Annotated in this window: 20 protein-coding genes; 14 read left to right on the top strand and 6 right to left on the bottom strand. The window is 64.4% G+C overall.

Features of this window, described 5'->3' with window-relative positions:
- The 8 genes from EOA28_RS05055 to EOA28_RS05020 form a co-directional block, all read left to right on the top strand.
- Positions 1-693 (top strand): ATP-binding cassette domain-containing protein (locus EOA28_RS05055; protein ID WP_148670657.1); only part of this gene is annotated, 693 nt, incomplete at its 5' end.
- Positions 694-773: 80 nt separating this feature from the next.
- Positions 774-1373 carry a VOC family protein gene (locus tag EOA28_RS05050; protein ID WP_126079670.1) on the top strand — a complete coding sequence of 200 codons (600 nt, stop codon included), beginning with the start codon at positions 774-776 and terminating at the stop codon, positions 1371-1373.
- A gap of 196 nt (positions 1374-1569) precedes the next feature.
- Positions 1570-3864, top strand: coding sequence for a bifunctional salicylyl-CoA 5-hydroxylase/oxidoreductase (locus EOA28_RS05045; RefSeq protein ID WP_127249838.1), 2295 nt, complete (start codon positions 1570-1572; stop codon positions 3862-3864).
- Complete coding sequence (locus tag EOA28_RS05040; RefSeq protein WP_127249837.1) at positions 3861-4634, top strand: SDR family NAD(P)-dependent oxidoreductase; 774 nt, start codon at positions 3861-3863, stop codon at positions 4632-4634. Before EOA28_RS05045 ends, EOA28_RS05040 begins: the two co-directional genes overlap by 4 nt.
- Complete coding sequence (locus EOA28_RS05035) at positions 4628-5092, top strand: MarR family transcriptional regulator (protein WP_127249836.1); 465 nt, start codon at positions 4628-4630, stop codon at positions 5090-5092. The genes EOA28_RS05040 and EOA28_RS05035 overlap by 7 nt, the downstream gene beginning before the upstream one ends.
- Positions 5089-5901 (top strand): enoyl-CoA hydratase family protein, encoded by an 813-nt coding sequence (locus EOA28_RS05030; protein WP_127249835.1) that lies wholly within the window; start codon positions 5089-5091, stop codon positions 5899-5901. Before EOA28_RS05035 ends, EOA28_RS05030 begins: the two co-directional genes overlap by 4 nt.
- Positions 5902-6066: 165 nt before the next feature.
- Complete coding sequence (locus EOA28_RS05025) at positions 6067-7215, top strand: acyl-CoA dehydrogenase family protein (RefSeq protein ID WP_127249834.1); 1149 nt, start codon at positions 6067-6069, stop codon at positions 7213-7215.
- 35 nt (positions 7216-7250) lie between these two features.
- Positions 7251-7646: a RidA family protein gene (locus EOA28_RS05020; RefSeq protein ID WP_126079676.1), complete on the top strand. Its 396-nt coding sequence runs from the start codon at positions 7251-7253 to the stop codon at positions 7644-7646.
- On the opposite strand, the gene EOA28_RS05015 is transcribed toward EOA28_RS05020, so the two are convergent.
- Complete coding sequence (locus EOA28_RS05015) at positions 7647-8738, bottom strand: LLM class flavin-dependent oxidoreductase (protein WP_127249833.1); 1092 nt, start codon at positions 8736-8738, stop codon at positions 7647-7649.
- Between the two features lie 123 nt (positions 8739-8861).
- On the opposite strand from EOA28_RS05015, the gene EOA28_RS05010 reads away from it, so the two are divergent.
- The 5 genes from EOA28_RS05010 (at position 8862) to EOA28_RS04990 (ending at position 14046) form a co-directional block, all read left to right on the top strand.
- Positions 8862-9623: an HpcH/HpaI aldolase/citrate lyase family protein gene (locus EOA28_RS05010; protein WP_127249832.1), complete on the top strand. Its 762-nt coding sequence runs from the start codon at positions 8862-8864 to the stop codon at positions 9621-9623.
- A 175-nt stretch (positions 9624-9798) separates the two neighbouring features.
- The gene (locus EOA28_RS05005) at positions 9799-10989 is read left to right on the top strand and encodes a pyridoxal phosphate-dependent aminotransferase (RefSeq protein ID WP_245463474.1); all 1191 of its coding nucleotides are present in this window, start codon (positions 9799-9801) and stop codon (positions 10987-10989) included.
- 88 nt (positions 10990-11077) lie between these two features.
- Positions 11078-11875 carry an ABC transporter substrate-binding protein gene (locus EOA28_RS05000; RefSeq protein WP_127249830.1) on the top strand — a complete coding sequence of 266 codons (798 nt, stop codon included), beginning with the start codon at positions 11078-11080 and terminating at the stop codon, positions 11873-11875.
- Positions 11876-12035: 160 nt separating this feature from the next.
- Positions 12036-12710 (top strand): amino acid ABC transporter permease, encoded by a 675-nt coding sequence (locus tag EOA28_RS04995; RefSeq protein ID WP_126079680.1) that lies wholly within the window; start codon positions 12036-12038, stop codon positions 12708-12710.
- A gap of 49 nt (positions 12711-12759) precedes the next feature.
- A complete protein-coding gene (locus EOA28_RS04990; RefSeq protein ID WP_127249829.1) occupies positions 12760-14046 on the top strand; it encodes a cysteine desulfurase-like protein in 1287 nt (428 codons plus the stop codon).
- Between the two features lie 231 nt (positions 14047-14277).
- On the opposite strand, the gene EOA28_RS04985 is transcribed toward EOA28_RS04990, so the two are convergent.
- The 5 genes from EOA28_RS04985 to EOA28_RS04965 are packed head-to-tail and all read right to left on the bottom strand — an operon-like array spanning position 14278 to position 19516.
- On the bottom strand, positions 14278-15102 hold the full coding sequence (locus tag EOA28_RS04985) for a dipeptide ABC transporter ATP-binding protein (RefSeq protein ID WP_127249828.1): 825 nt from the start codon (positions 15100-15102) through the stop codon (positions 14278-14280).
- A complete protein-coding gene (locus tag EOA28_RS04980; protein WP_127249827.1) occupies positions 15099-15950 on the bottom strand; it encodes an ABC transporter ATP-binding protein in 852 nt (283 codons plus the stop codon). Before EOA28_RS04980 ends, EOA28_RS04985 begins: the two co-directional genes overlap by 4 nt.
- Positions 15950-16858: an ABC transporter permease subunit gene (locus EOA28_RS04975; RefSeq protein WP_127249826.1), complete on the bottom strand. Its 909-nt coding sequence runs from the start codon at positions 16856-16858 to the stop codon at positions 15950-15952. The genes EOA28_RS04980 and EOA28_RS04975 overlap by 1 nt, the downstream gene beginning before the upstream one ends.
- Entirely contained in the window at positions 16859-17866 is a 1008-nt protein-coding gene (locus tag EOA28_RS04970) for an ABC transporter permease subunit (RefSeq protein ID WP_128314660.1), read from the bottom strand. It abuts the gene before it with no gap.
- A gap of 51 nt (positions 17867-17917) precedes the next feature.
- Positions 17918-19516: an ABC transporter substrate-binding protein gene (locus EOA28_RS04965; protein WP_126079686.1), complete on the bottom strand. Its 1599-nt coding sequence runs from the start codon at positions 19514-19516 to the stop codon at positions 17918-17920.
- 461 nt (positions 19517-19977) lie between these two features.
- On the opposite strand from EOA28_RS04965, the gene EOA28_RS04960 reads away from it, so the two are divergent.
- The coding region (locus tag EOA28_RS04960) for an AMP-binding protein (RefSeq protein WP_128314659.1) at positions 19978-21384 on the top strand (1407 nt) is incomplete at its 3' end.

Here is a 21384-nt window from a genome sequence, read left to right as displayed (position 1 = left end):
GTGACCGGTATCGTCGGCGAGTCCGGTTCGGGCAAGTCGACGCTCGGGCGCGCGCTGGTCAGGCTGCTCGAGCCGAGCGCCGGCGCGATCAGCCTCGAGGGGCGCGACATCAGCCATCTTTCGGAGGCTGAGCTCAGGCCGCTGCGCCGCGACCTACAGATGATCTTCCAGGACCCGATGTCGTCGCTCAATCCGCGGCATACGGTCTTCAACATTATCGCGGCGCCCTTGCGGCAAAACGGCCTCGGCGACCGGCTCAAGGAGCGCGTCGCGGAAGCGCTGCAGCGCGTCGGCCTGCCACAGAATTTTGCCAGCCGCTACCGCCACGAGCTGTCGGGCGGGCAACGCCAGCGCGTCGGCATCGCACGGGCGCTGGCGCTGGCGCCGAAATTCGTGTTGGCCGACGAGATCGTCTCCGGCCTCGACGTCTCGACCCAGGCGCAGATCCTGACGCTGCTGGAGAAGCTGGCGGCCGAGATGGGGCTGACGATCGCCTTCATCAGCCACGATCTGTCGGTGATCCGGCGGCTCTGCCAGCAGGTCATCGTCATGCGCGAAGGCAGGATCGTCGAGGCCAGCGCCACGGACGCGCTGTTCGACAATCCGCAGGAGTCCTACACGCGCGACCTGCTCGCCGCCATTCCGCTGCCGGAGATCGATCCGGACTGGCTGCGGCCCAAGGCGCCGGCATGAATTGAGTTTTAAAATCCGCACGCCGACCAGCGGGCATCGGATGTGCGCTAGGACAAGCAGGCTCGCCAATGGAGGGTGACATGAAATACGCAGTCCAGGCAGCGGTCCTCGCGGCCTCCTTGTCCGGCGCAATGGCAGCCGCATCGGCGGATACGATCCCCGGCATGCGCGGGCACGACCATACCGGCATCACCGTGCCCGACATGAAACAGGCCGTCGACTTCTTCACCGATGTCGTCGGCTGCAAGAAGGCGATGTCGTTCGGACCGTTTGCCGACGACAAAGGCACCTTCATGCAGGACCTGCTCGGCGTCGATCCGAAGGCGGTGATCGAGGAGATCACCATGGTCCGCTGCGGCACCGGGTCGAACATCGAATTGTTCAAATACACCGCGCCCGACCAGAAGGATTTGACGCCGAAGAATAGCGATATCGGCGGCTTCCACATCGCCTTCTATGTCGACGACGTCGCCGCCGCGAAGGCTTATCTCGACGGCAAGGGCGTGAAGACCAGACTGGGACCGCTGCCGGTGAAGGAAGGCCCCGCGGCCGGCCAGACCATCCTCTATTTCCAGGCGCCCTGGGGCCTGCAGCTGGAAGCGATCAGCTACCCGCAGGGCATGGCCTATGAGAAGGGGGCGGAGACCGTGTTGTGGAGCCCGAAGGATCCGAGCAAATGACCTAAACCGGCCGCGCCCAAACCATCGTTCAATTATAAAACTTTAAGCTTGAAATAATTGACCCCTGGCGCAATACTGACAGTCGGAACCGCTGGTCCCATCCGGCGGTTCCGGACATCATATAGAGTTCACGCAATTCCGGACGGAAAACCGCTACGCACTTTTCCTGGAATTGCTCTAGAGGAGATCGCAAGACATGAAGGTTGCGGTTCTCGGCGGCGGACCGGCCGGCCTCTACTTTGCCATCTCGCTGAAGCTGCGCGATGCCGCGCATGAGGTGACGGTCTATGAGCGCAACCGCCCGGACGACACGTTCGGGTGGGGCGTGGTGCTGTCGGCCGAGACGCTGGAGAACCTGACCAGGAACGACCCGGTCAGCGCCGTCTGGATCAAGAAACATTTCGCCTATTGGGACGACATCGCGGTGATCCATGACGGCGTGCGCACCGTTTCCTCCGGCCACGGCTTCTGCGGCATCGGCCGCAAGCGGTTGCTGATCCTCCTGCAGCGCCGCGCGCGCGAGCTCGGCATCAAGCTGCAGTTCGAGACCGAGATTTCCGATCCCCGGCCCTTCATGGAAACGCATGACCTGGTGGTTGCTTCGGATGGGCTGAACTCCAAATCCCGCGCCACTTTCGCCGATGTGTTCAAGCCTGACATCGACACACGCAAATGCAAGTTCGTGTGGCTGGGCACGACGCAGAAATTCGACGATGCCTTCACCTTCATCTTCGAGAAGACGGAGCATGGCTGGGTGTGGGCGCATGCCTACCAGTTTGACAGCGAGACGGCGACCTTCATCGTCGAATGCAGCGAGCAGACCTGGAACGCCTTCGGCTTCGGCCAGATGACGCAGCAGGAATCGATCGCGGCCTGCGAACGCATCTTCGCAAAACACCTTGGCGGCCATCCGCTGATGACCAACGCCAACCACATCAGGGGTTCGGCCTGGATCAACTTCCCGCGCGTGCTGTGCGAGCGCTGGTCCTATAAGAACCTGGCGCTGATGGGCGACGCCGCGGCATCGGCGCATTTCTCGATCGGTTCCGGCACCAAACTGGCGCTGGAAAGCGCAGTGGCGCTGGCCGACTATGTCGAAACCGAGCCCAATCTCGAGGCTGCCTTCCGCAAGTATGAGGATGCGCGGCGCACCGAGGTGCTCAAGCTGCAATCGGCGGCGCGCAACTCGCTCGAATGGTTCGAGGAAGTCGAACGATATCTCGGTTTGGATCCAGTTCAGTTCAACTATTCACTGCTCACCCGCTCGCAGCGCATCAGCCATGAGAACCTTCGCCTGCGCGACGCCGAATGGCTGGCGGGCGCCGAGGAGTGGTTCCAGCGCAAGGCCGGCGCCGGCGGTAACATGTTGCGCCGCGCGCCGATGTTCGCGCCGTTCAAGCTGCGCGACATGGCGCTCGCCAACCGCATCGTCGTCTCGCCGATGGCGCAATACAAGGCGGTCGACGGCTGCCCGACCGACTGGCATTTTGCTCACTATGCCGAGCGCGCCAAGGGCGGCGCGGGCCTGCTCTATATCGAGATGACCTGCGTCAGCCCGGAAGGGCGCATCACGCCTGGATGCCCGGGCTTCTACAAGCCGGAGCATGAGGTCGCCTGGAAACGGCTGGTCGATTTCGTCCATGCCGAAACGGAGGCCAAGATTTGCGCCCAGATCGGCCATTCCGGCGCCAAGGGCTCGACCCGCGTCGGCTGGGAAGGAACCGACGTGCCGTTGCCTTCCGGCAACTGGCCGGTGATGGCGCCGTCGGCCGTGGCATGGTCGCCGCAGAACCAGGTGCCGAAGGCGATGGACCGCGCCGACATGGACATGGTCCGCGACCAATTCGTCGCTTCGGCTCAGATGGCCGGGCGTTGCGGCTTCGACATGCTGGAGATCCATGCCGCGCATGGCTATCTGCTGTCGGCCTTCATCACACCGCTGACCAACCGCCGCACCGACGACTATGGCGGCTCGCTGGAAAACCGCATGCGCTACCCGCTGGAGGTTTTCCACGCGGTGCGCGCGGTGTGGCCAGCGGAAAAGCCGATCTCGATGCGCATCTCGGCCAATGACTGGGTCGGCATCGAAGGCGTGACGCCGGCGGACGCCGTCGAGATCGCAAAGCTGCTGCGCAAAGCCGGCGTCGATCTCTGCGACGTCTCGGCCGGACAGACGTCCATCGCCGCCAAACCGGTCTATGGCCGCATGTTCCAGACGCCGTTCTCCGACCGCATCCGCAACGAGGTCGGCATGGCGACGATGGCGGTCGGCAACATCTACGAGCCGGACCATGCCAACTCGATCCTGATGGCCGGCCGCGCCGATCTTGTGGCGCTGGCAAGGCCGCATCTTGCCGATCCCTACTGGACGCTGCATGCGGCGGTGACGCTCGGCGACCGCGGCGTCAAATGGCCCGATCCCTATCTGCCGGGACGCGACCAGATTTACCGGCTGGCGGAGCGCGAAGCGGCAGCGGGGCTGAAGGTATGAGCGCCGCGCGGGCAATCGAGGGCAAGCACGCGCTGGTCACCGGCGGCGGCTCCGGCGTCGGCAAAGCCATCGCGCTGGCGCTGGCGGAAGCCGGCGTGGCCGTCACCATTTGCGGCCGACGTGGAGCGGCGCTGGCCGAGGTAGCGAAGGAAAGCGACCGCATCTTTGCTGTCGCCGCCGATGTTACGAATGAGTCCGAGATGGCAGCCCTCCACGAGAAGGCGGAAGCCGCGCGCGGACCGTTCGACATCGTCGTCGCCAATGCCGGCACGGCCGGCAGCGCGCCGGCGCACAAGACGTCTTTGGCCGACTGGCAGCGCACGCTCGACGTCAACCTCACCGGCGCGTTCCTGACGGTGAAGCCGGCGCTCGCCGGCATGCTCGCGCGGAAGGCAGGCCGTATCGTCTTCGTCGCCTCGACCGCTGGGCTGAAGGGCTACGCCTATGTCGCGCCCTATGTGGCCGCCAAGCATGGCGTCGTCGGGCTGATGCGCGCCTTGGCCGCCGAGACCGCCAAGTCAGGCGTGACGGTCAACGCCGTCTGTCCCGGTTTTGTCGAAACCTACATGCTGGAAGAATCCGTCCAACGCATCGTGGAAAAGACCGGGCGGTCGGCAGCGGAAGCAAGGCAGAGCCTGTCGGCGACGAACCCGCAGGGACGCTTCATCCAGCCGGACGAGGTCGCAGACGCGGTGCTGTGGCTGTGCAGCGATGCGGCGCGATCGATCACCGGACAGGCAATCTCCATTTCCGGAGGCGAGACATGGTAGCGGGACCGACCTCCACCGGGCCGGGCAAGGAGAGGCTGCGGTTGTGGATCAGGCTGCTGCGCGCCTCGCGCACCATCGAGGCGGAGCTGCGCGAGCGGCTGAAAAAGGAATTCGACACCACGCTGCCGCGCTTCGACGTGATGGCGGCGCTCTACCGCGTGCCGGAAGGGATGCTGATGAGCGACCTGTCGCGCTTCCTTCTGGTGTCGAACGGCAATGTGACGGGCATCGTCGACCGGCTGGTTTCGGAAGGGCTGGTGACGCGCGCGCGCCGCAACGGCGACCGCCGCACCTCGATGGTGCGGCTGACCGAGGAAGGCAGCAAAGCTTTCGCGAGGATCGCGGCCGTGCATGAGGGCTGGGTCGGCGAGCTGCTCGGCGGTGTCAGCGAGGAGGAAGCGAAGCGGCTCACCGGCATGCTGAAATCGTTCCGCAGCAATTGGGAGGGACGCGAATGAGCGCCATGGCCAGGCTCAAGCCGAAGCATTTTCTCTGGGAGGTCGAAGGCAAAGTCGCGAAAATCCGTCTCGACCGCCCTGAGCGCAAGAATCCGCTGACCTTCGACAGCTATGCCGAGCTGCGCGACACCTTTCGCGACCTCGTCTATGCCGAGGATGTCGACGCCGTCGTGTTCCTGCCCAATGGCGGCAATTTCTGCTCGGGCGGCGATGTCCACGACATCATCGGACCGCTGGTCAAGATGGACATGAAGCAGTTGCTGGCCTTCACGCGCATGACCGGCGATTTCGTCAAGGCGATGCTGAATTGCGGCAAACCCATCATCTCCGCCGTCGACGGCGTGGCTGTCGGCGCCGGCGCGATCATCGCCATGGCCTCCGACATCCGCATCGCCACCCCGGAAGCAAAGACGGCCTTCCTGTTCACCCGCGTCGGGCTCGCCGGCTGCGACATGGGCGCCTGCGCGATCCTGCCGCGCATCATCGGCCAGGGCCGCGCCGCCGAGCTGCTCTACACCGGCCGCACCATGAGCGCGGCGGAAGGCGAGCGCTGGGGATTCTACAACCGCCTGGTCGACGCGGCAGCGCTCGAGGCCGATGCGCTCGACATGGCGGCGCGCATCGTTTCCGGCCCGACCTTCGCGCATGGCATCACCAAGACGCAGCTCAACCAGGAATGGTCGATGGGCCTCGACCAGGCGATCGAGGCGGAAGCGCAGGCACAGGCGATCTGCATGCAGACCGGCGATTTCGAGCGGGCCTACAAGGCGTTCGTGGCGAAGGAAAAGCCGGTGTTCGAGGGGAATTGAGGATGTTGTCTTCGCTCAAGATGGACATGCTGACGGGACAGCGCCCCCCTCTGTCCTGCCGGACATCTCCCCCACTTGGGGGGAGATCAGCCGTCGCGTCCGCTTTCGCCAGTTTTCAACGTTGCAAGGATGGCGCCGGCGCCCGAGCTGCGAGCGGAGGCGCAAATGCCTGACCGCTCTTTCCTCACCTGGCCCTTCTTCGAAGACCGTCACCGCGAACTCGCCGACCGCCTCGACGCCTGGTGCGCGAAAAACCTCCCCGTCGATCACCACGACGTCGATGCCGCATGCCGCGACCTCGTCGCCAAGCTCGGCCGCGATGGCTGGCTGAAGCCGACGGCGCTCGACCTGGCCAACCCCGGACCGCTCGACGTGCGCACGCTCTGCATCACCCGTGAGACGCTCGCCCGCCACGATGGCCTCGCCGACTTCGCCTTCGCCATGCAGGGCCTGGGCACCGGCGCGATCTCGCTGTTCGGCACGCCGGAGCAGCAGCGCTGGCTGGAAAAGACGCGAGCCGGCGAGGCGATCTCGGCCTTCGCGCTGTCGGAGCCGCGCTCGGGATCGGACGTCGCCAACATGGAAATGACCGCCACGCGCGACGGCGACAAATACATCCTTTCAGGCGAAAAGACCTGGATCTCCAACGGCGGCATCGCCGACCTCTATGTCGTCTTCGCCCGCACCGGGGAGGCGCCCGGCGCCAAGGGGATTTCCGCCTTCGTCGTGCCTGGCGACGCGAAGGGTCTCGACATCGCCGAACGGCTCGAGGTCATTGCCCCTCACCCGCTGGCGCGGCTGTCCTTCGACAATGTCCGCATCCCAACTTCCGCCCTGATCGGCAAGGCCGGCGACGGTTTCCGCATCGCCATGTCGGTGCTCGACGTGTTCCGCTCGACTGTTGGCGCGGCAGCGCTTGGCTTCGCGCGACGCGCGCTGGACGAGAGCGTCAAGCGCGCCGCGGAACGCAAACTCTTCGGTGCGCCGATGGCGGAGTTGCAGATGGTGCAGGGCCACATCGCCGACATGGCGCTCGATGTCGACGCCGCCGCGCTGCTCATCTATCGCGCAGCATGGACCAAGGACATGGGCGCCGCGAGGGTGACGCGCGAGGCGGCCATGGCGAAGCTCTTCGCCACCGACAAGGCGCAGGAGGTAATCGACAAGGCGGTGCAGCTGCATGGCGGCGACGGCGTGCGCAAGGGCCATATCGTCGAGAGCCTCTATCGCGAGATCCGGGCGCTGCGCATCTATGAGGGCGCCTCGGACGTGCAGAAGGTGGTGATCGCCAGACAGGTCATGGGCGCGGCGTGAAACCTTTGCCAACCGCATCTGAAATAGGGGGAGACATGCACACCATCCTGCAGCCTGAGGGCTGGGCCAAACCGGTCGGCTATGCCAATGGCGTGGCCGCGCGTGGCCGGCTTGTCTTTATCGGCGGCCAGGTCGGCTGGAACGCCGAGTGCAAATTCGAGACCGACGACTTCGTCGGCCAGGTGCGCCAGACGCTCGCCAACGTCGTCGCCGTGCTGGCCGAAGCCGGCGGCGAGCCGCGGCACATAACCTCGATGACCTGGTACTTCACCGACAAGGCCGAATATGTCGGCAACCTCAAAGGCATCGGCGAGGCCTATCGCGCCTTGATTGGCCGGCATTTTCCGGCGATGGCGGCCATGCAGGTGGTGGCGCTGGTCGAGGACCGCGCCAAGGTCGAGATCCAGGCGACCGCGGTCATACCTGACTGACTACTGACGCAGCCCGGCCTGCTTCAGGAGCGGCAGAACGCGATCGCAGAAATAGGGCAGTTCCTGCGTGTAGTTGACGAAGGACAAAGCGATGCCCTGATAGCCATGCGCGGCGATGGCGGCCATGTCGGCGGCGATCGTCTCAGGGGTTCCGATCAGCGGGTAGGTGCCGGCGCCGCCGGCGAAACGTTGGCGATAGCGGTCATAGGCGTGCTGGTCGTGCGACTGTGAGAATTCCTTCTTGCCGGCCATGTGGGCATCGACCGCCTCGTGGTCGGCCATGGTGACGGCATAGCGCGTGTAATAGGCCTGCGCCTCTTCCATCGTCGGGCGGCAGACCACATGCGCAACCGTATAGACGCCGACGTTGCGGCCGACTTTGTCGGCACGCTCACCGATGTCGGCGACATGCTTGCCGGCATCGCTCATCTCGGAGAAGGTCGTGAACAGATAATCGCATCGGGCAGCGGCGAAATCGCGGCCGGGGCCGCCGAAAGCGGCATTCATGGTCACCGGGCGCGGCACCTGCAGGCTGGCCGGCCGGCTCACCGCCTCCTTCAGGCGATAGTAGGCGCCCTCGTAGTCGAGCGGCTCGCTCGACGCATAAAGCCGCTCCAGGATCTCGATCCATTCGGCCGCCTGGTCGTACCCCTTCTCGACCAGCGGCGTGCCGAACATGCCGAACTCCTTCGGGTTCCAGCCGCAGACGATGTTCAGCCCCGCGCGGCCCTGACTGATATGGTCGACCGTTGCCAGCGCCTTTGCGGCATAGAGCGGGTGCACGAGCGGCACATGCACGGTCATGAACAGGCCGATCTGCTCGGTCGACGCAGCAAGGGCTGCCGCCCAGGTGAAGGTCTCGAAGGAGAATTCGCGCACCTTGTTGCGGCCGCCGAACCCGCGCCAGCGCGCGATCGGCAGCATGAACTCCAGCCCGGCGCGGTCGGCGATCTGGGCTGCCGTCAGATTGTCCTGCCAGCTTGCCGTCCAGCGCTCCGGCACATCGGTGATGGCAAGGCCGCCATCCGCGTTGGTCGAGAAGACGCCAAGGTTCAGTCTGTTCGGGCCATGCAGGGGATGCGCTTTGATCATCTTGGAAACTCTTGGGCGGAACGCCACACGCTAGGCCGGCGTGAAAATATTTCAAGCCTGAAATAGCTTCGCCTCGTCGTCGTTTGCGGATATGGATTGGGCAACTTGAAAAAGGGGATCGGCATGAACGAGTTCCGCCAGAAATGTATCAGCAGGACCAACCTCGTCGGGCCCTTTGCCGCCATTCCCCATCCGGTCGCCGTCGAGGTGATGGCATCGTCCGGGCTCGATTTCCTCTGCATCGACTGGGAGCATGCGCAGATCTCGCGCGAGACGATCGAGGCCATGGTGCGGGCGGCCGACGTGCATCGCGTGCCGGCCATGGTGCGCGTTCCCGGCCATGCGCCTGAAGCCATTCAAGCGGCGCTGGACAGCGGCGCGCAGGGCGTGCTCGTGCCGCGTGTCTCGACCGCAGAGCAGGCGGCGATGGCCGTCAAGGCATCGCGCTATCCGCCGCTCGGCGAGCGCGGCGTCGGTCCCGGACGCGCTGCCGGCTACGGCTATCGCATTCCCGAATATCTGGCCGCCGCCAATGAGCGGATCGTCGTCGCGGTCCAGGTCGAGACGGCGGAGGGTCTCGCCAACATCGAAGCAATCGCCGCCGTCGACGGCGTCGACCTGATCTTCGTCGGTCCGGGCGATCTCTCGGTGTCGATCGACGCGATCGGACCTGCCGGCGCGGACAAGCTCAATGCGGCGATCAAGAGCATCATCGGCGCGACGCTCGCGCATGGAAGGGCCGCCGGCATCTTCTGCGCCAGCCCGCAGAATGTCGGCCGATGGGGCGCCCTCGGCGCCAGCTTCTTCGTGCTGGCCAGCGACACGATGTTTCTCGGCGCCGGCGCGGCGGCCAATTTTGCCGCCGCGCGCGACGAGCTGGCGTAAAACGGACGCGACCCGCATCCGTTGGGCAGCAGGGGCGCCAAACTTTTTAAGCTTAAAACTTTTGCCTTGAAAAGCGCGGCACTTTGGATAGCATCCTTGAAGGCGGCTGCCACTGCAGGTTTTCCTGTCAGTCCGTCGCCGCCCGGGTGGAAGGGGGTTTCAGTCCTTGTCGTTTGTGTTGCCCCAGTCGTCGTCCAGCGCGCGCTATGCCTTCGATGGCGTGCGCGCCCAGATCCGCGACCTGCACACGGAAAACATCGCCAACCTCGCGGTCCGCGCGCGCGAGCTCGGCGATGTCATCGCGCTCTGGTACGGCGAAGGCGACGTGGTGACGCCGGCCTTCATCCGCGACGCGGCAAAGGCGGCCTTCGACGAGGGCCTGACCTTCTACGTCCCCAACATGCGCGGGCATGGCCCGCTGAATGAAGCGCTGTCGGAATACCAGACGCGCATCCATGGCCGCCCGATCCCGATCGCACGCACCACGGTCACGCCGGGCGGCATGCAGGCGCTTTATCTTGCCCTGGAGCTGCTGGTCGATATCGGCACCAATGTCGTCTATGTCGCGCCGCAATGGCCCAACATCCACAACGCCATCCACCTGATCGGCGGCGAGCCGCGGCCGTTCTCCCTAGATTTCAAGGATGACTGGCGGCTTGATCTCGACCGGCTGTTTTCGACCTGCGACGCGCGCACCCGCGCGATCTTCCTGTCGACGCCGTCCAACCCGACCGGCTGGACCGCGTCGCGCGAGGAGATGCAGGCGCTGCTCGACTTCAGCCGGCGCACCGGCATCTGGATCATCTCCGACGAGGTTTATGGCCGGCTCTATTTCGACGGCGACGTCGCACCCTCGATCCTGCAGATCGCCGAGGACGGCGACCGGGTGCTGTCGGTCAACAGTTTTTCGAAAGCCTGGGCGATGACCGGCTGGCGCATAGGCTGGCTCACGCACTCATCGGGCGTGGCCGACCAGCTCGGCGCCATGACGCAGTACATCAACAGCGGCACCGCCGCGCCGATCCAGGCCGGCGCCGTGGCGGCGATCCGCCAGGGCGAGCCGCTGGTCGAAGACATCAGGCAACGGATCAGGACCGGGCTCGACCTCGCCTATGACCGGCTGGCCCGGATCCCCGGCGTCATCCTGCCCACGAAACCGCGCGGCGGCATGTACGCGTTCTTCGCCATAGAAGGCGAAGCCGATGCGCGACAGGTCTGCGCCAGGATACTAGAGAAGGCGCGCGTTGGGCTGGCGCCCGGTCACCTGTTTGGAAATTCGGCGGCAGCATTCCTGCGCATGTGTGTGTGCCGCGACAGCGGCCAGATAGAAACGGCGCTCGAGCGCATGGTCGCCGCCATGAATTGACGCCCCGCTGGGAGGCGGGACGGCAACAAACCGTGCGGGGCGAGCCCCGCCCGATCGACAACAGAGGGAAGACCCAGAGGGAAAACCAATGAGCTTTACGCGTCGCAATCTGCTTGTTCTGGCCGCCGCCATCGGCATCGCCGCCGGCCCCGCCACCGCCTATGCCGCCGATGTGCTCAATGTAGGCGCCTACCCGACCAATCCGCCTTTCGAATACAAGAACGAGAGCGGCACTTTCGAGGGTTTCGAGGTCGACATCGTCAACGAAGCGGCCAAGCGCATCGGCATGACCACCGATATCGCCGATCTCGGCTTCCAGGCGCTGTTCGCGGCTGTCAGTTCCAACCGCATCGATGTCGCGATCTCCTCGATCACCATCACCCCGGAGCGGTTGAAGACGCTCTCGTTCACCCAGCCCTACTATGATTCCGACATGGGCATCGCCACCAAGACCGACAGCGCGATCAGCAAGGAAGCCGACCTCAAGGGCAAGGTCGTCGGCGTGCTCTCCGGCTCGACCGGCGAGACCTGGGTCAAGGACCATCAGGCAGCCGACGGCTTCAGCGACGTCAAGGGCTACGACACGCAGCAGAACCTGCTGCTCGACCTCAGCGCCGGCCGCGTCGATGCCGCCGTCAGCGACATCCCCGGCATGCAGTATTCGTTCCAGAAGATGAAGGACCTCGTCGTCAAGGAACGCATCAAGACCGGCGAGCAGTACGGCTTGATGATGAGCAAGGACCATCCGCTGCTTAGCAAGCTCAACGACGCGCTGACGGCGATGAAGAAGGACGGCACGCTGGCCGCCATCCACAAGAAGTGGTTCGGCACCGACGCGCCGGCAGATTCCTCGACGGTCAAGGAAATGCCGCTGCCCAAGGCCTGAGCGGCCACCGGCAAGACGAGCGACGTGCCGGCTCCCAAGGCCGGCACGTCTTGTTTGACGCGTGACGTCCCCGGACCACCACGCTTTCGGCCAATCCGACTTCGATAGTCCGGGTCCTGTCAGGGCATCGCATGACGCAACACGGTCCGGGAACGCTCCCATGTCGCTGATCGACACCTTCTTCAATCCCGAGGTCATTGCGTCGAGTTTGCCGGCGCTGCTGCGCGGCTTCCTCAACACGCTGCTGCTGGGGATCATGAGCATCGTCATCGGCATCGCGGTGGGGCTGGCGATCAGCCTGCTGCGGCTCTACGGACCGAAGCCGCTGCGGTGGCTGGCCATCGGCTACACCGACATCTTCCGCGCCCTGCCGGTGCTGGTGGTGCTGATCCTGATCTATTACGCGCTGCCCTTCCTCGGCATCCGCCTGTCGTCCTGGGCATCGGCCGTGACCGCATTCGCCATCATCATGTCGGCCTATTCGGCCGAAGTGTTCCGCTCCGGCATCGAAAGCATTCCGAAGGGCCAGTTCGAGGCGGCGCAGGCGCTCGGCCTCCCCTTCATGCTCACCTTGCGCAAGGTGGTGCTGCCGCAGGCGATCCGCGTGGTCATCCCGCCGATGACCAGCAACTGCGTCTCGATGTTCAAGGATACCTCGCTCGCCTCGACGGTGGCGCTGCCGGAACTTCTGAAGGAAGCGACCAACGCGCAATCGCTCTACGCCAACCCCTCGCCGCTGATCGGGGCCGCGTTGGTCTACCTCATCTTCCTCTGGCCGATGGTGCGCCTCGTCAGCCTGCTCGAGCGCCGCTTCAAGGACGAGAAAGCGCGCTGACCGCCATCGATACCCATCCCCGCCCAAGTCCCTCGCAGGAGCCTGCCCCGTGAACAAGCATCAGACCGACAGCACCAGCGCCGCCTTCCCGGTCGAAAAGATCCGCGCCATGTTTCCCGCCTTGCAGCGGGCCGGCGATTTCATCTTCATGGACAATGCCGCGGGCGCCCAGATCCCGCAAAGCGTGCTCGATGCGGTGACCAACCATCTGGTGTCGCACAATGTGCAGCGCGGCGGCCGCTATGGCCGCAGCGTCACCGTCGACCAGTCGGTCGCGACGGCGCGCGAGAGCGTCGCGCTCCTGATCAACGCCTACAGCCCGTCCGAAATCTGCTTCGGCATGAACGCGACCTCGTTCATCCGCCTAGTCAGCCTCGGCATCGGCCAGATGCTCGCCAAGGACGCGGATGGGGGACGCGACGAGATCATCGTCACCGACATGGATCACGACGCCAACATCGCCACCTGGCTGGCGCTGGAGCCGGCCGGCGCGAAGTTCAAATGGTGGCGCATGCGCGAGGACGGCAATCTGCATGTCGACGATCTCAAGCCGCTGGTGTCGGAGCGCACCCGCCTCGTCGCCTGCACGGTGACGGCGCATTCGATCGGCTCGATCGTCGACGTCGCCTCGGTGGCCAGGATCGCGCATGCGGCGGGCGCCGAAGTGTTCCTCGACTGCGTGCATTACGGACCGCACGGGCTGATGGACGTGCAGGCCTGGGACTGCGATTATCTCGTCTGCTCCGGCTACAAGAATTTCTCGCCGCACATGGGCTTCCTGTGGGGCCGCTTCGACACGCTGAAGCGGCTGCCGACCTTCCGCGAGGACTTCATTCCCGACGAGCCGCCCTACAAGGTCGAGGCCGGCACCTTCATCTACGAGAACGTGTCGGGCATGGACGCGGCGGTGCGCTATCTGGAATCGATCGGCCGCAACTTCCTGCCCGAAAACAACTGCTCGCGCCGCGACAACATCGTCGCCGGCATGAACGCCATCCGCGACTACGAGCTGATGCTGGCGCGCGAGATGATGAGGGTGCTGAAGGATTGCAATGCCACGATCTACGGCGTCGCCGACGAGGCGCGCATTACCGAGCGCGTGCCGACCTTCTGCTTCAACATCGGCAAGCTGTCGCCGCAGCGGATCGTCGAGGAGATGGCTGCCATCCAGATCGGCATCCGCGACGGCCACATGTATGCGCCGCGGCTGATGAAGCGGCTCAACCTGTCGATGGACAGCGGCGCGATCCGCGCCTCGCTGGTGCACTACAACACGGTCGAGGAAGTGCACAAATTCGGCGAGGCGCTGCGGGCGATCATCGCGAAGTTGTCGTGATCCCGACCACCTCCGCGTCGTCATCCACGGGCGAAGCAAGGAGCGAAGCGACGCGCGCAGACCCGAGGATCCATTCCGTGACGTCGATGCGTTGCCACGGTGCAGAACTCTGCTCCGCTGCGTTTGTGACCTGGGTAACTGGATTCTAGGGTCTGCGCGCTGCTTCGCAGCGCTCCGCCCTAGGATGACGACCTCTGGGGTCACCGCCCTCTGGGACAGTGACCTGTGGCCCTAAGCCGCTTTCTTCGCAAGCCTGGCCTTGATGCTGGCGATGTCGGCGCGGGGCGTCGCGGCGAACAGCGTCTTGGTATAGGCATGCTTTGGGTCGGAGAAGACCTCGTCGCGCGGACCGTATTCGACCGCTTCGCCGAAATACATCACCATCACATCGTCGGCGATGTAGCGCACCACCGAGAGGTCGTGGCTGATGAAGACATAGGTCAGCTGGAACTCGTCCTGCAGGTCGGCAAGCAGGTTAAGCACCTGCGCCTGCACTGAAAGGTCAAGCGCCGAGACCGGCTCGTCCAGCACCAGGAGGCTCGGGTTCAGCATCAGCGCGCGGGCAATGGCGATGCGCTGGCGCTGGCCGCCCGAGAACATGTGCGGATAGCGGTTGTAGTGCTCGGGTCCCAAGCCGACCTTCTTCAGCATTTTCATCGCAAGGTCGCGGCGCTCCTCGGCCGGCTTGTCGGTGTTGATGAGGAGCGGCTCGCCAAGCACGTCGCCGATCTTCTGGCGCGGGTTGAGCGAGCCGTAAGGGTTCTGGAACACGATCTGCACCTTGCGGCGCATCTCCTTGGTGAGCCCGTCCTTGGCGATGTCGACCTTGTTGCCGTCGATGAACAGCTCGCCTGACGTGGCCGGATCGATGAGGGTGATGATGCGGGCGAGCGTGGACTTGCCGCAACCGCTCTCGCCGACGATCGCCAGCGTCTTGCCCTTCTCGACGCTGAAGGAAACGCCCTTCACCGCATGCACGGTGCGCGCGCCGCGGAACAGGCCGCCGCCGACATGGTAGTCGCGCTTGATGTCCTTGCCCTCGACGACCTTGGTCATGCGCCGGCTCCTGAAGGCGCGGCCACGAACAGCATGTCCGTGACGGTCGGCAGCCGGTCGCCGACGGCGTTTTCCGGCAGCGCCGAGAGCAGCGCGCGCGTGTAGTTGCTCTTCGGCGATTCAAACAGCGACAGCACGTCGGCCTCTTCCATCTTGCGGCCCTTGTACTGGACGATGACGCGGTCGGCGGTTTCGGCCACCACGCCCATATTGTGAGTAATCATGATCAGGCCCATGCTGTATTTGGCCTGCAGCGAGACCAGCAGATCGAGGATCTGTTTCTGGATGGTGACGTCGAGCGCGGTGGTCGGCTCGTCGGCGATCAGGAGCTTCGGATTGCAGGCGATCGCCATCGCGATCATGACGCGCTGGCACTGGCCGCCCGACATCTGGTGCGGGAAGGAGTTCAGCCGGTCCGCGGGATCCGGGATGCCGACCTGCTTGAAGAGCTCGATGGCGCGTGCCCGGCGCTGGGCCTTGTCCATGCCCATATGGAAGCGCAGCACTTCCTCGACCTGGAAGCCGACGGTGAAGCAGGGATTGAGGCTGGCAACCGGCTCCTGGAAGATCATGGCGACGTCCTTGCCGATGATCTTGCGGCGGTCGGCCGGGCTGATCTTCAACAGGTCGCGGCCGTTGAAATTCATGCGGTCGGCGGCGACGGTCGCCGTCCATGGTAGGAGGCCCATCACGGCCAGCATCGACACCGATTTGCCGGAGCCGGATTCGCCGACGATGGCGAGCACCTCGCGCTCGTCGACATGGAGCGAGACGCCGTCGACGGCGCGGAACGGACCCGACGCGGTCTGGAATTCGACGACGAGGTTCTGGATGTCGAGCAGCGCCATCACGACCTCCTGAGCTTGGGATCAAGCGCATCGCGCAGGCCGTCGCCGATCAGGTTGATGGCAAGCACGGTGATGAGGATGGCGAGGCCGGGGAAGGTGACCACCCACCAGGCGCGCAGGATGAACTCGCGCGCCGAGGCAAGCATGGTGCCCCATTCCGGCGTCGGCGGCTGCGCGCCGAGACCGAGGAAGCCGAGCGCGGCCGCTTCGAGGATGGCGTTGGAGAAGGACAGCGTGCCCTGGACGATCAGCGGCGCCAGGCAGTTGGGCAATATGGTGGCGAGCATCAGCCTGAGATGGCCGGCGCCGGCGACTTTCGCCGCCACGACATATTCTCGGCTCTTCTCAGCCATCACGGCGGCGCGCACCAGGCGGGCGAAATGCGGCTGCAGGACGAGCGCGATCGCCAGCATGGCGTTGAACAGGCCGGGCCCGAGGATCGTCACCAGCACCAGCGCCAGCAGCAGCGACGGGAAGGCCAGGATCAGGTCCATGACGCGCATGATCGCGACGTCGACCCAGCCGCGGAAATAGCCGGCGAGCAGGCCGAGCGTGATGCCGCCAGTGAGCGCCAGCGTGACCACCACCGCGCCGATCAGCAGCGAGAAGCGTGCGCCATAGAGCAGGCGTGAGAGGATGTCGCGGCCGACCGGGTCGGTGCCGAGCAGATATTGCGTCGAGCCGCCGGCCTGCCAGGCGGGCGGCCTGAGGAACGCGGTCTTGTCCTGGATGTCGGGCGCATAGGGCGCGAGCAGCGGCGCGAACAGCGCGGCCAGCACCAGCAGGATGAAGACGAACAGGCCGATGACCGCGCCGCGGTTCACCGAGAAATAGTGCCAGAAGGTCTTGAGGCCGGTGAGGCGGTCCGGACTTCCGGCGGCCATCGGGGCGATTTCGGTCTGGGTCATTTATGCCGCCCTGATGCGCGGGTTGATGACGGCGTAAAGCACGTCGACGATGAGGTTCATCGCCATGACGATGAGCGCGATCAAAAGCAGACCCGACTGCACGACGACATAGTCGCGCTTGAAGATGGAATCGACCATCCATTTGCCGATGCCCGGCCAGGCGAAGATGGTCTCGGTGAGGATGGCGCCGGCCAGCAGCGTGCCGACCTGCAGGCCGATGGTGGTGACGACCGGGATCAGCGCGTTGCGCAGCGCATGCACGCCGATGACGCGCGCCCCCGAAAGGCCTTTGGCGCGGGCGGTGCGGACATAGTCCTCGCCCAGCACCTCGAGCATCGCCGAGCGCGTCTGGCGCGCGATCACCGCCAGCGGAATGGTGCCGAGCACGATCGCCGGCAGGACGAGGTGGCTAAGCGCGGAGCGGAACGCGTCCCACTTGCCGTGGAGCAGGCTGTCGATGGTCATGAAGCCGGTGATCGGCTTGAAGAAAAACTGCAGGCCGATGCGGCCCGAGACCGGCGTCCAGCCGAGATAGCCGGAAAAGAAGATGATGAGCAAAAGGCCCCACCAAAAGATCGGCATCGAATAGCCGACAAGGGCCGTGCCCATCAGCGACTGGTCGAACCATGAGCCGCGCTTGACGGCGGCGAAGATGCCGGCGGGGATGCCGATCACCATGGCGAAGATCATGGCGAAGAAGGAGAGTTCCAGCGTCGCCGGGAAGAGCGTCTTGAACTCCTCGAGCACTGGGCGCTTGGACGAGATGGAAACGCCGAAATCGCCGGTGGCGACCTCACCGACATAGCGCGCATACTGCTCCCAGATCGGCAGATTGTAGCCGAACTGTTGCTTGAGCTCTTCATAGCGGGCGGGGGCGACGCCATGCTCGCCGGCCATGGCCAGGATCGGATCGCCGGGCAGCAGCCGGACAAAGGCGAAGGCACAGATGGTGATACCGACCAAAGTCGGGATCAGGAGGGCGATTTTGTTGAGAAGATATCGGAGCATCGTCAAATGGAGCGGGGCGGCGCTGGAATTAGCGCCGCCCCGTTCGCAATATTATTCGGCCTTGTCAACGCCGTCGAAGCGGTGAATGCCGAGCGGGTCCATCTTAAAGCCGCTGACATTGTTGCGAACGACCGCGTAGACCTGGCTGTGAGCCAGCAGGAAAGCCGGAGCCTGCTTGGCGAAGATCACCTGCGCCTGCTCATAGAGCTTGGTGCGCTCGGCCTGGTCGCTGGTCTTCTTGGCCTTCTGGATCAGGTCCTCGAAGTCCTTGTCGCACCAGCTGGAGTAGTTCGAGACGCCGACGGCGGAGCAGGCGAAGAGAGTGGCGAAGAAGTTGTCCGGATCGCCATTGTCGCCGGTCCAGCCGATCTGGAAGGCGCCCGGACGGTCCTTCTTCTTGCCTTCCTCGCGATACTTCGTCCATTCGTAGTTGACGATGGTCGCCTTGACGCCGACCTTGGCCCAGTCGGCCTGGATCAGCTCGGCGGCGCGTTGGAAGTTCGGGTTATACGGGCGAACGCGGTCGGAAGCCCAGAGCTGGATTTCCTTCAAGCCGGCAGCCTCGAGCACCTTCTTGGCCTCATCCGGATTGTAGGCGTCGGTCTTCACGTCCTTGTCCCACGACCACATGGTCGGCGGGATCAGGTTTTCGGCCGGTGTGGCGCCGGCATCCTGGAACAGCGACTTGATCAGCGCCTCCCGGTCGATCGCCTGGTTGAGCGCGTGGCGCACTTCCGGCTTGTCGAGCGGCGGGATCGTGGTGTTGTAGCTCATATAGCCGATGTTGAGGCCGGCCTGATCCATCAAGGTCACGTCCTTGTTGGCCTTGATGGTGGCGATGTCGGCCGGATTCGGATACGGAGCCACGTCGCACTCGCCGGCCAGCACCTTCTGGATGCGGGCGGTCGCGTCAGGCGTGATGGCGAAGACCAGATCGTCGATCTTTTCCTTGCCCTTGAAATAATCCGGATTGGCCGCATAGCGGATGACGGCGTCGAGCTGGTAGTCGACGAACTGAAACGGACCGGTGCCGATCGGCTTGGTCGAGAAGTCGGCCATCTTGCCGTCCTTCTCGAGCTGATCGGCATATTCCTTCGACACGATCGAGGCGAAGTCCATGCCGAGATTGGCCAGCATCGGCGCGTTCGGCTCGGTCAGCGTCAGCTTGACGGTGAGGTCGTCGACCTTCTCCCACTTGGCGACATATTTCGGCATGTCCATGCCGGTGTAATAGTCCCAGGTGAGGTTCGGCAGATACTTGTCGCCGTTCCACGGGTTCTGCTTGTTGAACTGGCGATCGAAGGAGAAGACGACGTCATCGGCGTTGAGGTCGCGCGTCGGCTTGAAATAATCGGTGGTCTGGAACTTCACACCCGGATGCAGATGGAAAGTGTAGACAAGGCCGTCGTCGGAAATTTCCCATTTGTCGGCAAGACCGGGCTCGATCTCCGTGCCGCCATGCTTGAACTCGACCAGTCGCGAATAGACCGTGCGCGACGAAGCGTCGAAGTCGTTGCCGCCGGTCGTCGTGCCGGGGTCGAAATTGGCCGGCGACGCTTCCGAGCAATAAACGAGCGTCTTGGCACTGGCCATGCCGCTGAGGACGCTTGCAGCCAGCAACGCGGCTGCAAAAGTCATTGTCTTTTTCATTGAGCACTCCCTGATGTTCTCTCAAGCCCCTCTATCAGGCTCGCGAAGGGCGCATATAAGCACCGTTTCTTCGCCTTTGGAACACCTCGTGTGCGTACCCCATGGGAAGCAGGAAAAGAATCTAGATTATGCTCCAATAATAGAAAAAATGAGCATTCTTTTCCGCTCACAACATTATTAACGACGGCATTTTTTTATTGATCGGCTGTCTTGGGGAACGAGCCCGTGAGGCCGCGCCGCCGGACGTCCCGCCTGCCCTCCAGGCATGACGCGGGAGGCCATCGAGGAGCGGATTTCGACGGCAAATCTTTCCCCGCCCTGCCGCTGGGGCAAGGCTTGCACGGCCGCAGATAGAGGCAATACATAGATGATGGGCGGGATTTCCCGGAAAATCCGAACCGGCGTGGAGGACGCTTCTTGCGGAAGCGGGCGCCCATATCGAAGGCGACAGGGAGAGACAGGTGGCAAAAGCAGCCAAGACGACAGGGCCGGCGAAAGCAAAAGCCAAGGCCGCTGAAAGCGATGCGCCCAAGGCTGCCAAGGCTGCCGCCGCGCCGAAGGTGAAGACGGCCGCGAAGGCAGCGCCCGCCAAGGCGGCAAGGCCGGCCGCCGCCAAACCCGCAGCGCCAAAGGCCAAGGCGGCAGCCGCGAAATCCACAGAGCCGGCCACCGCCAAATCTGCCTCGAAGGGCTTGCCGAAGGCGATCACCGAACTCACGGTTGGCCTGCCGGAGAAGCCGTGGTTGAAAAGCTATCCGAAGAACATGCCGGCAGAGATCGGCGCCCTGCCCTACAAGTCCATCGGCGAGTTCCTGGTCGGCGCCTGCAAGCAATTCGCCGGGCAGCCGGCCTTCGTGTGCATGGGCAAGTCAATCACTTATGCGGAGCTCGAGCGGCTGTCGGCCGCGTTCGGCGCCTACCTGCAGGCAAGAGGCCTGGAAAAGGGCGCGCGCGTGGCGCTGATGATGCCGAACGTGCTGCAATATCCGGTGGCGATGATGGCGGTGCTCCGCGCCGGCTACACGGTGGTGAATATCAACCCGCTCTACACGCCGCGCGAACTGGAACATCAGTTGAAGGATTCCGGCGCGCAGGCGATCGTCATCCTGGAAAACTTCGCCGGCACGCTGCAGGCGGTCATCGCCAGGACGCCTGTGAAGCATGTCATCGTCGCATCGATGGGCGACATGCTGGGCGGCCTCAAGGGCGCCATCGTCAACCTCGTCGTGCGGCGGGTGAAGAAGATGGTTCCGGCATGGTCGCTGCCCGGCCACGTCAAGTTCAACGCCGTGCTCAAGACCGGCGCGACCATCGCCTTCAAGCCGCCCACGGTCTCCGGCGACGACATCGCCTTCCTGCAATATACGGGCGGCACCACCGGCGTCTCGAAGGGCGCCGTGCTGCTGCATCGCAACGTGCTTTCGAACGTCGCGCAGAACTCGCTATGGGTGGAGGACGCCTATACGGTGAAGCCCAAGCCGGCGCATCAAAACTTCATCTGCGCGCTGCCGCTCTATCATATCTTCGCGCTGACGGTGAATGCACTGATGGGCATGCAGCAGGGCGCGCAGAACGTGCTGATCCCCAACCCGCGCGACATTCCGGGCTTCGTCAAGGAACTGGCGAAATACCCGATGCACATCTTCCCGGGCCTCAACACCCTGTTCAACGCGCTGCTCAACAATGAGGAGTTCCGCAAGCTGGACTTCAAGCCGCTGATCCTGACGCTGGGCGGCGGCATGGCGGTGCAGAAGGGCGTCGCCGAACGCTGGAAGGCGCTGACCGGCTGCCCGGTGAGCGAAGGTTACGGACTGTCCGAGACGTCGCCGGTGGCGACCGCCAACAAGTTCAGCTCCAGCGACTTCACC

Source organism: Mesorhizobium sp. M2A.F.Ca.ET.067.02.1.1, assembly GCF_004023285.1.
Taxonomy (GTDB): domain Bacteria; phylum Pseudomonadota; class Alphaproteobacteria; order Rhizobiales; family Rhizobiaceae; genus Mesorhizobium.
Note: the sequence above shows the minus strand (reverse complement) of the source record. Positions and strands in the feature narration are given on the sequence as shown.

Bases quoted from the DNA above. Each gene is read 5' to 3' on its own strand.
- EOA28_RS05045 (WP_127249838.1), top strand. From the start codon at position 1,570: ATGAAGGTTGCGGTTCTCGGCGGCGGACCGGCCGGCCTCTACTTTGCC.
- EOA28_RS04995 (WP_126079680.1), top strand. From the start codon at position 12,036: ATGTCGCTGATCGACACCTTCTTCAATCCCGAGGTCATTGCGTCGAGT.
- EOA28_RS04965 (WP_126079686.1), bottom strand. From the start codon at position 19,516: ATGAAAAAGACAATGACTTTTGCAGCCGCGTTGCTGGCTGCAAGCGTC.
- EOA28_RS05035 (WP_127249836.1), top strand. From the start codon at position 4,628: ATGGTAGCGGGACCGACCTCCACCGGGCCGGGCAAGGAGAGGCTGCGG.
- EOA28_RS05000 (WP_127249830.1), top strand. From the start codon at position 11,078: ATGAGCTTTACGCGTCGCAATCTGCTTGTTCTGGCCGCCGCCATCGGC.
- EOA28_RS04970 (WP_128314660.1), bottom strand. From the start codon at position 17,866: ATGCTCCGATATCTTCTCAACAAAATCGCCCTCCTGATCCCGACTTTG.
- EOA28_RS05040 (WP_127249837.1), top strand. From the start codon at position 3,861: ATGAGCGCCGCGCGGGCAATCGAGGGCAAGCACGCGCTGGTCACCGGC.
- EOA28_RS05010 (WP_127249832.1), top strand. From the start codon at position 8,862: ATGAACGAGTTCCGCCAGAAATGTATCAGCAGGACCAACCTCGTCGGG.
- EOA28_RS04980 (WP_127249827.1), bottom strand. From the start codon at position 15,950: ATGGCGCTGCTCGACATCCAGAACCTCGTCGTCGAATTCCAGACCGCG.
- EOA28_RS05025 (WP_127249834.1), top strand. From the start codon at position 6,067: ATGCCTGACCGCTCTTTCCTCACCTGGCCCTTCTTCGAAGACCGTCAC.
- EOA28_RS05020 (WP_126079676.1), top strand. From the start codon at position 7,251: ATGCACACCATCCTGCAGCCTGAGGGCTGGGCCAAACCGGTCGGCTAT.
- EOA28_RS05050 (WP_126079670.1), top strand. From the start codon at position 774: ATGAAATACGCAGTCCAGGCAGCGGTCCTCGCGGCCTCCTTGTCCGGC.
- EOA28_RS05030 (WP_127249835.1), top strand. From the start codon at position 5,089: ATGAGCGCCATGGCCAGGCTCAAGCCGAAGCATTTTCTCTGGGAGGTC.
- EOA28_RS05015 (WP_127249833.1), bottom strand. From the start codon at position 8,738: ATGATCAAAGCGCATCCCCTGCATGGCCCGAACAGACTGAACCTTGGC.
- EOA28_RS04975 (WP_127249826.1), bottom strand. From the start codon at position 16,858: ATGACCCAGACCGAAATCGCCCCGATGGCCGCCGGAAGTCCGGACCGC.
- EOA28_RS04985 (WP_127249828.1), bottom strand. From the start codon at position 15,102: ATGACCAAGGTCGTCGAGGGCAAGGACATCAAGCGCGACTACCATGTC.